Raw genomic sequence first — 13,489 nt, 5'->3', positions numbered from 1 at the left:
AAGGGCGAGCAGACTAGCACACAAGCCCCGCTCTTGATGAGCCCTGGAGCCTCAGGCGCACACCCGCCGGGCGCTGATCAATGTTTGGTCAACTTGTCCAGATAACCCATGGCAAACGCAGACACCACGAAGGTCATGTGAATGATCACGTACCACTTCAAATGCTCGGGATCGACGTTCTTGGCGTCCATGAACACCCGCAGCAAATGGATCGACGAAATCGCCACGATGGACGCCGCGACCTTCATCTTCAGCGACGAGGAATCCATGGTCCCCAGCCAGTTGAGCTTCTCTTTGCTTTCGTCGATGTCCAGCTGGGAAACGAAGTTCTCGTAGCCGCTGATCATCACCATCACCAGCAAGCCGCCCACCAGTGCCATGTCGATCAACGACAGCAGCACCAGGATCACATCCGACTCGCTCATGGAAAACACCATGGGAATCACATGGAACACTTCCTGGAAGAACTTCAGCCCCAGCGCCAAGAGCCCAAGGGACAACCCGAAATAGATCGGTGCCAACAGCCAGCGTGAGGCATACATTGCATTTTCGATAAAGCGTTCCATTGAATCTCACACAGCGTGGCTAAAAATGGCGCCGAGTATATCAGCCGCACACAAACGCCAGAAACCGTCGAGAAAACTGATCTGTACGGCATCTGTAAAAGAATTTTTCTGCTAGTGTCGGGCTCATCAACTCGGCTCGATGATGTCGGACAGGAAAACTCAGATAATGGATGTGCGATCCCCTTTGGCCAGCATTGGCCTGTGCGCGGCGTTGCTGATGGGCAGCGGTTGCTCCCCAAGCGATGAACACAAGCAAGCCAGCCTCGAAGAGAAAACCGCCAAGTTCGAACAGTCCCTGGACGCCATCCAGGATCCCAAGCTCAAGGACGCCGTATCCGAGCTCGGTGGCTCGCTGTTGCTGCTGGAACGGGCACGGGCCAAGCTGGCCAGCAAGCCTATCGAGGCCGAGTACAGCGAAGACGCCCTGGCACTGCTCAAGCACTACCCCACGCCCCAGGCGTTGGTTGATACCTACATCAACGGCCTGTTTGTCCTGCGCAAGGCATCCCATTCGGACTACCTGACGGACCTGCAACCGATCTTCCCGTTCAACTTCAACATGCCCGACCAGTTCCCCTTCCCCCATGGCCTGGAATGGCAGTCGGTCACCTTGAGCAACAACAAGGTCATCCCCTTCCAGCCGGAGTGGTCGGAAACCGACCCGGGCATCCAGTTGAGCCCTACCAGCTCCAATCTGACCAACCCCGATGACCTGACGGTGACTTACCCGTTCGTCGAAGGCATCGAGACTGAAAACAAAAGCCAGCCGCAGCCCGTCACCCTCAAGGGCAAGGTGGAAGTGATCGCGCCGCGTAAAGTCTTCACCTTCGACCTGTCGAAAAAGGACGTGGGCCGCAAACGCACCGAAGAAAACGTCACGGTCACCCTGCTGACCCTGGAAAAGAACTACGCCGAGATCGAACTGACCAACAGCGCCCCGCTGGCGCCGGAAGTTGCGGACGAATCGCCGAACCCGCTGCTGGTGCAGGCTCGCGACACCACCGGGCAATTTCTCTCGCGCTCAGGCTCAATCAACGAGAACGCCGCGCAACTGGCGTTCTACGAGAAGCAACTGGCGGAGATGCAAAAGCAGACGGCCTGGTCCGACGCCTTCGAGAAGCAGATGGAAGACGAGCAGAAAGCCTTCGAACTCAAGCAGGGCAGCCACTACACCAAGGTGTACTTCAATGGCTTGATCGACAATGTGCAAGTCAGCGTGCTCGACTTTTCCCAGGCCACCGTGACCCGCAAGGACCTGGACCTGCCCGTAAGGCGCTTCGACAAAAACAGCCTGGAGAAAACCGTACAGCCCCTGCCGATGCCGGTCACCGTGTATGACGACCAAGCCGCGGACTGGCTCAAGGACGCCACCCTGTCCGAAGACCAGCTAAAGAAAAGTGTCACCATCAACCAATCGGTGGATGACGCCAGTGCGGCGCACGTCGAGTTCGATCACCCCTACACCTTCAACGACGACCTGCTGGGCGACGACCGCGGCGGTGGCGATGCTCCCGTGACCTTCCTCACTGCCAACGACGAAGGCAAGCTCGGCGAGCCGATCGAACTGCCCGCCGAAGCCTACGAAGTCGACCCAGGGCGCGGCACCATCACCTATGACCTGAACCTGTTCCCCGAGAATCCGGGTTTTGCCGTGGGATCAATGCCACTGTTCCTGGCCACCATCGAAAAAGGCAGCCTCACGGCCGGGCAGTTGCCCAAAGGCCTGGAGTTGAAAGACAACGCGCTGATTGTCGACCAGAAACTTTTCCCGTCCGACAGCTGGCGGTTCTATACCAAGGACGCCAGCGGCAACTACCTGAAGGAAATTCTCGGGGTCAGCCACCGTGCCGAGGAATACGGCACGGCGCTGTTCGACGTGCATTACTTCTACGGCCAGCCGACTACATTGGAGACTTACCAGCGCACCGGTCTGGACACGGTGCAGTATGGGTTTGAGGTGAAGCTGGACAAACCCGAGGCGACCCCAGCGCCCAAGCCATAATATAAGCTCCACTGGCGCTGAAGATCGAATGTGGGAGCGGGCTTGCTCGCGAATGCAGTGCATCAGTCACAGATATATTGACTGACACAGCGCATTCGCGAGCAAGCCCGCTCCCACATTTGGCTTTCCGTGCTTAGCGGATATCGCTCAGCGCGGTCTGCCGCCCGCCATTGAGCTGTCGCAAGTGCGCCTGCAGGTGCAGGCACCAGATTTGCGGGTCGTCGGCCAGCTCGTACCCGTGCAGGGTCAGGCTTTCGACAATCGAATCAAGGATGGTTTGTGCCACGAAAGGTCCATGAAACGGGCCTTGGGATTTGATGGTGGAAGGCTGTTCACCCGTCATTCCGGCGGCAAACAACAAGGTCCACATCCCGGTATCCCCGGCGAGAGGGCGAATGGAACATTCGATACGAGTAACCAGGCCCAGGCACTGGCGGGTGAGGCAGAGGTTGCGCGACATGGCGGCGACCCTCGGTAGATCCGGTATTCAGCCTCGCAGGGCAAGACTGTTTCTATCCAGCGACTCCTGTGGATATCCCTTGAGCTGAGAATAGAAGAAACCCGGTACAAACCAAGGCCGGGGGACCAACGGACGACTGCCGTCACGACGGCGTCAAAAATATGCCGAAGGGGCCTGAAAACAGGCCCCTTCGGTAGTTATTACACCGGTTTGGCTTCTGCCAACGCCTCCTGCGCCAGCTCCTTCTCGGCTTCCTTCAAATCATCTTCACTGATCATCTCGGCAATCGCCCGCAAACGCTCCACCACCCGTGCATTGACGCTGCCTTCCGGGAATTGCCCCTCCTCGTCGGGCGAACCCGCAGGCTCACCCACCAGCAGGCTCAAAGCTTCGTCGGCCTGACGCACGGCATAGACATGGAATTGCCCGTCGCGCACAGCCTGCAGCACCTTCTCATCGAGCATCAGCGTCGCAACGTTGGCCTGGGGAATGATCGCCCCCTGCTCGCCGGTCAGCCCGCGGGCTTCACAGAGGCGGAAGAAGCCTTCGATCTTCTCGTTGACCCCGCCCACCGCCTGCACTTCACCAAACTGGTTGATGGAGCCGGTGATGGCAAAGCACTGCTTGAGCGGCGTCTTCGACAAAGCCGAGATCAAGGTGCAGGCCTCGCCCAGGGAGGCGCTGTCGCCGTCGACATAACCGTAGGACTGCTCCAGGGCGATACTCGCCGAGATCGCCAACGGGAATTCCTGGGCATAACGGCTGCCCAGGTAACCGGTGAGGATCATCACGCCCTTGGAGTGGATCGGCTGGCCGAGGTTAACTTCACGCTCGATATCCACGATGCCGCTGCCGCCCGGGTACACCGAGGCAGAGATCCGCGCCGGTACACCAAACGCCGAGTCACCCACCTCCAGCACCGTCAGCCCGTTGCACTTGCCCACCGCTGCACCGGCGGTGTCGATCAGGATCACCCCGGCGAGCATGTCGTCGAGAATCCGCGCCGACACCCGCCCGGTGCGCGTGGCCTTGGCCTTGAGCGCACGCTCGATGTGCCCAGCGTCGGTGCGCTCATCACCCGCCAGGTGACGAATGAAGTCCGCCTCGCTGACCAACTGGAACAAATCACCGATACGCGCCGACAAGCGCCCCTGGTTCTCCGCCAGCCGCGCGCTGTAGGTCGCCAGCCGTGCCACGGCATCCGAGGTCAACGGCGCCATGCCTTCTTCCGAGGTGCGGGTTTTCAGCAACTGGGCGAACTGCTCCAGGCTTTCATCCACCATCGGAATGTCTTCGTCAAAGTCCACCAGCACCCGGAACATCTCCTGGAAGTCCGGATCTGCGTCCTGCAACGCGTAGTACAGCTGGCGGGAGCCAATGATGATGACCTTGAGCTGCAACGGGATCACTTGCGGGTTGAGGGTCACCGTGGCCAGGCGGCCCAGTTCGCCCAACGGTGACTCCATTTTCAGCTTGCGCGATTGCAGGGCACGCTTGAGGGCGTCCCACACAAACGGCTCGCTGAGCATTTTCTCGGCTTCGAGGATCAGAAAACCGCCATTGGCACGGTGCAGCGCACCCGGCCGCAACTGGCGGTAAGTCGTGTAAAGCGCGCCCTGGTCGGTGCTGTATTCAATACGGCCGAACAGGTTGTCGTAGGTCGGATGCGGCTCGAATACCACCGGCGCGCCACCGTTGACCGGATGGCCTACCACCAGACTCGGGCAGTACTGCTCCTCCAGCAACTTGCGGGCCTGGGCATCGGTTTTCGCGTCGTCCACCAGTTGCTCGACCACGGTTTTCAGCAGGTAGACCTGCATTGCCTGCAGGTAGCCGCAGACTGCCGCGTTCTCCGCATACTTCTCGGACAGCGGCGACAGCAGTGGCTGCAAGGCCAACGTGATGGTTTCTTCGTTGAACTGGCGCATCTGGTTGTTGGACTCGCGCTTCCACTGGGGCAGGCTGGCGAGTTCTTCGTTGAGGCGTTCTTCCAGTTCGGAAATATCAGTGTGGAAACGCTCGCGGTCAGCTTCCGGCAACTGCGAGAATTCAGCCTCGTCCAGAGCCTTGCCGTCGAGCATCGGGGTGAACGCAATGTTGGTGCTGTCACGGTACAGCGCCACGTCCTTTTCCAGGGCCAGGCGCTCGATGACGTCCAGCGCACGGTCGTAGCGCTGGTTGAAGGCGCGGTCGATGGCGCTTTTGCGCTGTTGATAAGTCGGGTGTTCAAACACGGCCGGAAAGGTCGCGACCAGGTTGTCGATCAGGCCGTTGATATCGGAGATGAACGCGGCAGCACCGCCCGCGGGCAGCTCCAGCGCGCGGGGTTCGCGAGGCTCATCGAAATTATTGACGTAGACCCAGTCGGCCGGGGTCTGCAGGCGCTTGCCTTCGGCCTTGAGGTAACGTTTGACGAACGAAAAGCGGCCGGTACCGGGCTCGCCCATGACAAACACGTTGTAACCGGGGCGTGGCATGGCCACACCGAACTGCAAGGCTTCGACCGCACGTTCCTGGCCAAGCACACCGCGAAAGGGCTCCAAATCATTGGTGGTCGAGAAGCTGAACTGTTCAGCGGAAAAAGGACGAGTCAGCGCTTCGGGCGCTAGACGCAAGCTGGCAGCAACAGGATCAGGCATCGGGCTTCCTTACATCAGGCGGGGCAGATGACGGCATTCTGGCGCCGGGTTGGGCCGGCTGGCAAGGACGGCTTAGGGAAAGCATAGACCCAGGTTTGAGGCTGTAAAAAAACCGAGTGTTTCCGGCTTGTTTCATAAAAAGTCACGGAACCCTTGGATCATGCCTAAACTCCAACCTGCTGCGGGTTGGACTAATAACCGACCCCTAGGGTGCTGTCAGGCACCTGAACCCTTGTCCATTGGTTTGCACACAAAGAGAACAAAGCTATGAAACGGATCCTTCTCGGTACTCTCTTCACCGTCGTCTCCCTCAATGCAATGGCTGAAGCGCCAGGTGGCCCGAACTGCGGTTGGGGCAACATGTTGTTCGAAGGCCAACGCGGCACTCCGGCTCACTTCCTGGCCTCCACCACCAACGGTACCTCCGGTAACGCCACATTCGGCATGACCTCGGGCACCAACGGCTGTAGCACCAACAGCGCACTGACCTACGGTGGCAAATCGTGGATTGCCATGAATGGCATGATGAACGAGCTGTCCGAAGACATGGCCAAGGGTAACGGCGAAGCGCTGACTACCTACGCTGTAGTACTGGGCGTTGCTCCTGAAGACCGCGAGCACTTTGCCGCTGTGACTCACGAGCACTTCCAGCAAATCTTCAGCAAGGCTGACGTAACCGCTGATGACGTGCACAACAACACCCTGGCTGTACTGAAAAGCGACACCCGTCTGGCGAAATACGCTACCCAGGCTTAAGCTCGACCCGCCCGTGCCTTTCGAGGCACGGGTTTTATTATTTTTGGACCTGCCTCCCCTTTGGGTCTTTTTATCTCGACTTAAGTTGCCCACATGCTCAAACGCCTTGCCTACCTGGCACTCTTCGCCTGCGCCCCGCTGTATGCGGCGCCGCACCTTGATGATCAACGTTTGCAGCAGTTGGCCAACGACCCGTTCTGGCTCTCGCTGGGGCATTACGAATCCGGCAAATTCGAAGGCTGGCGCAGTTATGTCAGCGACAAGAAATTCTTCCTCGCCCCCGATGGCGCCCACCATCCGGACCAGGAGCTGAAGGCCACGGTGGAGGCACTGTATGCCCCGGTCAGCCTCGGCGAAAAACACGTCCAATGCGTTTATCCCGCACGTACCCGTTGGCTCAAGGACCAGTTGCACCTGACTGACTTGCCAACGCTGGACTGCAAGGAATTCAAGCAATGGTTCAAGGACGTTGCACCCCACAGTGCGGTGATGATCTTCCCGGCGGCTTACCTCAACAGCCCGTCGTCAATGTTCGGCCACACCCTGCTGCGCATCGACCAGGCTGACGTGCAGAGCAACAACACCGCCCTGCTCAGCTACGCGATCAACTTTGGCGCCTATATCGAAGGCTCGGACAACAGCATCCTCTACGCCTGGAAAGGCCTGATGGGCGGTTATCCCGGCCTGTTTGCACTGGTGCCCTACCAGGAAAAGCTCTCGGAATACCGTAGCCTGGAGAACCGCGACCTGTGGGAATACCGCCTGAACCTGACCCAGGTCGAGACCGAGCGCATGGTTGAGCACGTGTGGGAGCTCAAGCAGATCCAGTTCGACTACTTCTTCTTCGACGAAAACTGCTCTTATCGTCTGCTGGAATTGCTGCAAGTGGCCCGCCCAAGCCTGCGGCTGACCGAACAGTTCCCGCTGACCGCCATTCCTACCGACACGGTAAAAGCCGTGAAAGAAGCCGGCCTGGTAGAAAAAATCGACTATCGCCCGTCCCGTGAACGGGAACTGCTGGAGCGCGCCAAACCGCTGGACAGTGACGAGCAGCAATGGGTGCTGAAGATCAGCGACGACCAGAAACAACTGCAAGTGCCGACCTTCAAGGCCATCGCCAAAGACCGCCAGGCCCTGATCATCGATGCCGCCTATCGCCTTGGCCGCTACCGCGCCAACGGCCTGGAGCGCGACACCGAACGCTCCCAGCGCAGCTTCGAACTGCTGCGGGCGATCAACCAGAACCCGGCACCAGACCTGAAAATCGAACGCCCCGGCCTGCCCGAAGACGGCCACGAATCCCGCACCTGGCAAGCCGGCATCGGCACCCGGGGCGACAAGGCCTTCGGCGAATACGGCCTGCGCATGGCCTACCACGACCTGAATGACAACGCCGAAGGCTTCCCCTTGGGCGCGCAGATCGAAATCCTGCAAATGAAACTGCGCCAGTACGAAGGCAACCACTGGCAGTTGCAGCAACTGGATCTTGCGACCATTCGCTCACTGACCCCGCGTAACGAGCTGCTGCAACCCTGGTCGTGGCAAGTGACCGGTGGCCTTGAACGCGTACCGGGCAAGCATGACGACGAGACGTTGGTCAGCCACGTCAATGGCGGCGCCGGCGGCACTTGGCAACTGCGTGACGACATGCTCGGCTTCGCCCTTGGCACCGTGCGCGTGGAACACAACAGCGACTTTGGCGAAGCCATCTCCCCGGCGGCCGGCTTCAACACCGGCGTGCTGTGGCGAAACCCGCTGGGCAACCTGAGCCTGGAAGCCAAGGGTGATTTCTTCACCAATGGCGAAGTACGGCGCAGTATCAGTCTGAATCAACAGTGGGAACTGTCGCGCAACCTGGGCTTGAGGCTGAGTGCGCAGCGGGAATACAGCCACTTGGCGACACCGGTGAATGAGGTGATGCTAGAGGTGAAGTGGTATCACTATTAATCCCTGAGCCGTAGATCATTCCCACGCTCCGCGTGGGAATGCATCCTGTGACGCTCCGCGTCACGACCTTTAAAAGCGGACGCAGAGCGTCCAGGGCGGCATGCCCACGCAGAGCGTGGGAACGATCACTAAAAGGAGCTTCAACCAACATGGCCGTTAATTGCACCAGCCTCGAGCAAGTCCGGGAAAACATCGACCGCCTTGATCACCAGATCGTTACGCTGCTGGCCGAACGGGGCGGCTTTGTCTCACAGGCTGCGCGCTTCAAAAAAGACAGTGACGGCGTGAAAGCCCCGCAGCGGGTTGAGCAGGTGATTGCCAAGGTTCGTGATCTCTCTCACACCGTAGGCGCAAACCCGGACGTCACGGAGCACGTCTATCGGGCGATGATTGCAGCGTTCATCCAGCAAGAACTCGCAGAGCACGCCGCGCTGACACCAGACTGAACCACACAAAATAACCTTGTGGCGAGGGAGCTTGCTCCCGCTGGGCTGCGCAGCAGCCCCAAAACCAGACACCTCACCCTTTCTGGAATATCTCAATACCCTGAACAGGGGCCGCTTCGCGCCCCAACGGGAGCAAGCTCCCTCGCCACAGGGGATGCGTGATCGCCCGAAGAAGCAGCGTCACACAGATTTCTCACATCCGTTTCACATACCCCGAACGAATCCACTCCTACACTTCCCCTATCAGCCGTTCAACGGCCAGGGAGCAAGAGATGTGGCGGTACGCTGTAATGCTGGGCCTGTTGGCCCTGCTGTCGGGTTGCCAATCAACCCATGAAGACTTGCTGGCCAAGGGTTACCCGCCCGCGTTCGCCGACGGCTACGACGATGGTTGCAGCAGCGGCCGCCAAGCCGCCGGGGTGATCACTGGGGAATTTCGCAAGAATGTCCCCCGCTACCTGAAAGACCGCACCTACGCCGAAGGCTGGGAAGATGGCTTCCGCCAGTGCAAGGCCATGCGCGAGAACGAAGACCTGAACGACTACAAGAACCGTCACTGGGACGACCGCGAACGCGCCTGGCAGCAGGAAAAGGACCGCGACGCCGCACGAGCCTATCGCTCGCCATAGGTCGCTTTCAGACATCCAGCGAAACTTAACCCCTGCGACCATGGCCCAAACTCCATAGCAGGAGAACGCCATGAGTCGAGCTTTCGTCAACGAAGACAGCGCCGCTGCCCAGGCCAGCCAACCGGTGGAACGCCAGGTCAGCGAGCAACCCAATCACCTCACTGCCCGCGGGCTTGCGCAGTTGCAGGCCAAGGTGGCGCAGTTGCAAAGCGAACACAGCGGAGAGTCCGCCAAGGGTGAGCAGGCCGATAAACAGCGCCAGGCCGACCTTGAGCGGGATTTGCGTTACTTCAACCAGCGCCTGCAAAGCGCTCAGGTGGTGGCGCCAGCGACCTCCACGGAGAAGGTGCAGATCGGCAGTTGGGTAACGTTTGCCAATGAACAGGACGAAGAGCAGCGGATTCAACTGGTGGGCGAAGACCAGGCCGACGCCACGGTAGGCCTGATCAACTGGGGTTCGCCCCTGGGCCGGGCGCTGCTGGGTGCTCAGGTGGGTGACGAGGTGCTGTGGAAGCGCCCCGTCGGCGATCAGTTGATCGAGATCCTGCGCATCGAGCCCGAGGCTTAGACGATGCCTTGAGCCAGCATTGCGTCCGCGACTTTCACGAAGCCTGCGATATTCGCGCCCTTCACGTAGTTGACCCGACCGTTTTCTTCGCCGTAATGCACGCAGGCATGGTGGATCGACTGCATGATGTTGTGCAGCTTGCTGTCCACTTCGCCAGCGGTCCACAGCAGGCGCATGGCGTTCTGCGACATCTCCAGCCCGCTCACCGCCACGCCGCCGGCATTGGAGGCCTTGCCCGGTGCGAACAGGATGCCGGCGTCGATAAAGATATCCACAGCCTCCAGGGTGGTGGGCATGTTGGCGCCTTCGGCCACGCATGCGCAGCCATTGCGCAACAGGGTGCGCGCCGCGTCGGCGTCCAGTTCGTTCTGGGTGGCGCAGGGCAGTGCGATGTCGCAGGCCAGTTCCCAAGGTGCTTGGCCGGCGCGGAATTCCAGGCCGAAACGTGGAGCCAGTTCGCTGATGCGCCCGCGCTGGACGTTTTTCAGCTCCAGCAGCGCCGACCATTGTTCCTCGGTCAAACCGCTTTCGCAGTACAAGGTGCCTTCGGAGTCGGACAGGGAAATCACCTTGCCGCCCAGGTCCATGACTTTTCGCGCCGCGTATTGGGCGACGTTGCCGGAACCGGAGATGGCCACGCGCTTGCCTTCGACACGCTGGCCGTTGCGCTTGAGCATTTCTTCAGCGAAGTACACGCAGCCAAAACCGGTGGCTTCCGGGCGGATCAGGCTGCCGCCGTAGCTCATGCCCTTGCCGGTCAGTACCGAGGTGAACTGGTTGCTCAGGCGCTTGTACTGGCCGAACAGGAAGCCGATCTCCCGGGCGCCCACGCCGATATCACCGGCGGGCACATCCACGTCGGAACCGATATGGCGATACAGCTCGCTCATGAATGCCTGGCAGAAGCGCATCACCTCGGCGTCGCTCTTGCCCTTGGGATCGAAGTCCGAGCCGCCCTTGCCGCCGCCCATGGGCAGCGAGGTCAGGGAGTTCTTGAAGGTCTGTTCGAAGGCGAGGAATTTCAGCACGCCCAGGTTTACCGATGGGTGGAAGCGCAGGCCGCCCTTATACGGGCCGATGGCGCTGTTCATCTGGATCCGGAACCCGCGGTTGACTCGTACCTTGCCTTGGTCATCTTCCCACGACACCCGGAACACAATCGCACGCTCCGGCTCGCAGATGCGCTCCAGGATGCCCGAGGTCAGGTAATGGGGATTGGCTTCAAGAAACGGCCACAAACTGCGCAGTACTTCTTCCACGGCCTGGTGGAATTCCGGCTGGTCGGGATCGCGTTTCTTGAGGCGGGCAAGGAAGGATTCAACGGATTCGATCATGAAAAGTCTCGGCAAATTTATTGTCGTTAAAGGAGATTTGTCCCGGACTTTATCAATTCATGTCGCACCGCGACAGGGCGAAATGTCGCTTTTGTGAATTTAAATGGTGCATTAGATATAAATACAGGCGGTTTTTGCACCTTAATGAGGATTTAAAGTCGAGTTTTGCACCAATAGTTAAACCGTCTTCGCGAGCAAGCCCGCTCCCACATTTGGAATGCATTTCAAGGTGGGAGCGGCGGTGCGACGATTCGACTTGCTCGCGAATGAATCCAACTCGGTCTTACAAAAAAACACGCAAAAAAAAGCGGAGCCCGAAGGCTCCGCTTTTTCAAACCACCAACCCGAATCAGGCCAGTTTTTTATGCCGTACACGATGCGGCTGGGCAGCGGCTTCGCCGAGGCGTTTCTTGCGATCGGCTTCGTATTCGGTGTAGTTGCCTTCGAAGAACACCGCTTGGGAATCGTCTTCGTACGCCAGGATGTGAGTGGCCACACGGTCAAGGAACCACCGATCGTGAGAGATCACAATGGCGGCGCCCGGGAAGTCCAGCAGGGCTTCTTCCAGGGAACGCAGGGTTTCAACGTCGAGGTCGTTTGACGGTTCGTCGAGCAGCAAGACGTTGCCGCCTTCTTTCAAGGTCAGGGCCAGGTGCAAGCGACCGCGCTCACCACCGGACAGGTCCTTGACGAACTTTTGCTGGTCGCCGCCCTTGAAGTTGAAACGGCCCACATAGGTGCGCGACGGGATTTCATAGTTACCGATACGGATCTGGTCGGAACCGTCGGAAATCTGCTGGAACACCGTCTTGCTGCCGTCGAGGTCGTCGCGGCTCTGGTCCACACAGGCCAGTTGCACGGTTTCGCCGACTTCGATGGTGCCCGAGTCCGGTTGTTCCTTGCCCATCAGCATGCGGAACAGGGTGGATTTACCCGCACCGTTACCGCCGATCACGCCAACGATGGCGCCTTTCGGCATGGAGAACGACAGGTTGTCGATCAACACGCGATCGCCGTAGCCCTTGCAGACGTTCTTGAACTCGATGACCTTGTCACCCAGGCGCGGACCGGCCGGGATGTAGATTTCGTTGGTCTCGGAACGCTTCTGGAATTCCTGGGACTGCATTTCTTCGAAACGCGCCAGACGGGCCTTGGATTTCGACTGACGTGCCTTGGCGCCTTTACGCACCCATTCCAACTCGTCTTTCATGGCCTTTTCATGGGCCGACTGCTGCTTGGATTCGGCCGCCAGACGGTCGGACTTGGCTTCCAGCCAACCGGAGTAGTTGCCCTCGTAAGGGATACCGGCGCCACGGTCGAGTTCCAGAATCCAGCCGGCCACGTTGTCCAGGAAGTACCGGTCGTGCGTGATCGCAACCACGGTGCCCGGGAAGTCGTGGAGGAAGCGCTCCAGCCAGGCGACGGAATCGGCGTCCAAGTGGTTGGTGGGTTCGTCGAGCAGCAGCATGTCGGGGGCCGACAGCAGCAGGCGGCACAGGGCCACACGCCGCTTTTCACCACCGGACAGGTGCTCAATCTTGGCGTCCCACGCCGGCAGGCGCAGCGCATCGGCGGCAACTTCCAGCTGGCGGTCCAGGTTGTGACCGTCACTGGCTTGCAGGATGGCTTCGAGCTTGGCCTGTTCTGCCGCCAGTTTGTCGAAGTCAGCATCTTCTTCGGCGTAGGCTGCATAGACCTCGTCCAGGCGGGCCTGGGCGTTCTTGATCACGCTGACCGCTTCCTCGACCACTTCACGCACGGTCTTGGTCGGGTCCAGGATTGGCTCTTGCGGCAGGTAGCCGATGTTCAGTTCGGGCATCGGGCGGGCTTCGCCGTCGAACTCGGTGTCGACGCCGGCCATGATTTTCAACAGGGTGGATTTACCCGAACCGTTGAGGCCGAGCACGCCGATCTTGGCGCCCGGGAAGAAGGACAGAGAAATGTTTTTCAGGATTTCCCGCTTCGGCGGAACAACTTTTCCCAGCCGATGCATGGTGAAGACGTATTGAGCCATGGTGAACCTAGCGTCAGTGACTGATGAATTAAGCGGGCGAAACCCGTGCCAGGCCATGCGCGGCGCGGGCCGTTGACCATGATCAATGCCTGCGTGCGGTAGAAGCCTGATTGTCTGGGGCTGGAACG

The 13,489-nt window shown here is 59.6% G+C and carries 11 protein-coding genes; 6 read left to right on the top strand and 5 right to left on the bottom strand.

Going from position 1 to position 13,489, the window contains the following annotated elements:
- Positions 1-77: 77 nt before the first annotated feature.
- Complete coding sequence (locus tag HBJ59_RS26265; protein ID WP_076014015.1) at positions 78-566, bottom strand: TIGR00645 family protein; 489 nt, start codon at positions 564-566, stop codon at positions 78-80.
- A gap of 166 nt (positions 567-732) precedes the next feature.
- Here HBJ59_RS26265 and HBJ59_RS26260 point away from each other — a divergent pair, with 166 nt between their 5' ends.
- A complete protein-coding gene (locus HBJ59_RS26260; protein ID WP_167665242.1) occupies positions 733-2,568 on the top strand; it encodes a hypothetical protein in 1,836 nt (611 codons plus the stop codon).
- Positions 2,569-2,701: 133 nt separating this feature from the next.
- Here HBJ59_RS26260 and HBJ59_RS26255 read toward each other — a convergent pair whose 3' ends face one another.
- Together HBJ59_RS26255 and HBJ59_RS26250 are read right to left on the bottom strand one after the other, a co-directional pair.
- Entirely contained in the window at positions 2,702-3,028 is a 327-nt protein-coding gene (locus tag HBJ59_RS26255) for a hypothetical protein (protein WP_076014017.1), read from the bottom strand.
- Between the two features lie 200 nt (positions 3,029-3,228).
- Positions 3,229-5,667 carry a Lon protease family protein gene (locus HBJ59_RS26250; protein WP_076014018.1) on the bottom strand — a complete coding sequence of 813 codons (2,439 nt, stop codon included), beginning with the start codon at positions 5,665-5,667 and terminating at the stop codon, positions 3,229-3,231.
- A gap of 267 nt (positions 5,668-5,934) precedes the next feature.
- Here HBJ59_RS26250 and HBJ59_RS26245 point away from each other — a divergent pair, with 267 nt between their 5' ends.
- From HBJ59_RS26245 to HBJ59_RS26225, 5 genes are all read left to right on the top strand, one after another.
- Positions 5,935-6,423 (top strand): DUF3015 domain-containing protein, encoded by a 489-nt coding sequence (locus HBJ59_RS26245; protein ID WP_003215845.1) that lies wholly within the window; start codon positions 5,935-5,937, stop codon positions 6,421-6,423.
- A 93-nt stretch (positions 6,424-6,516) separates the two neighbouring features.
- On the top strand, positions 6,517-8,370 hold the full coding sequence (locus HBJ59_RS26240) for a DUF4105 domain-containing protein (protein WP_167665241.1): 1,854 nt from the start codon (positions 6,517-6,519) through the stop codon (positions 8,368-8,370).
- A gap of 149 nt (positions 8,371-8,519) precedes the next feature.
- On the top strand, positions 8,520-8,816 hold the full coding sequence (locus tag HBJ59_RS26235; protein ID WP_017477817.1) for a chorismate mutase: 297 nt from the start codon (positions 8,520-8,522) through the stop codon (positions 8,814-8,816).
- Between the two features lie 272 nt (positions 8,817-9,088).
- The gene (locus HBJ59_RS26230) at positions 9,089-9,445 is read left to right on the top strand and encodes a hypothetical protein (RefSeq protein ID WP_167665240.1); all 357 of its coding nucleotides are present in this window, start codon (positions 9,089-9,091) and stop codon (positions 9,443-9,445) included.
- A gap of 70 nt (positions 9,446-9,515) precedes the next feature.
- Complete coding sequence (locus HBJ59_RS26225; protein ID WP_167665239.1) at positions 9,516-10,013, top strand: GreA/GreB family elongation factor; 498 nt, start codon at positions 9,516-9,518, stop codon at positions 10,011-10,013.
- Here HBJ59_RS26225 and gdhA read toward each other — a convergent pair.
- Both gdhA and ettA read right to left on the bottom strand, forming a co-directional pair.
- Positions 10,010-11,347, bottom strand: coding sequence for an NADP-specific glutamate dehydrogenase (gene gdhA / locus HBJ59_RS26220; protein WP_167665238.1), 1,338 nt, complete (start codon positions 11,345-11,347; stop codon positions 10,010-10,012). The two genes, HBJ59_RS26225 and gdhA, sit on opposite strands and share 4 nt — an antisense overlap.
- 349 nt (positions 11,348-11,696) lie before the next feature.
- On the bottom strand, positions 11,697-13,361 hold the full coding sequence (ettA, locus tag HBJ59_RS26215) for an energy-dependent translational throttle protein EttA (RefSeq protein WP_076014026.1): 1,665 nt from the start codon (positions 13,359-13,361) through the stop codon (positions 11,697-11,699).
- Positions 13,362-13,489: the final 128 nt, after the last annotated feature.

The organism is Pseudomonas sp. AN3A02 (assembly GCF_011765255.1).
Taxonomy (GTDB): Bacteria; Pseudomonadota; Gammaproteobacteria; order Pseudomonadales; family Pseudomonadaceae; genus Aquipseudomonas.
Note: the sequence above shows the minus strand (reverse complement) of the source record. Positions and strands in the feature narration are given on the sequence as shown.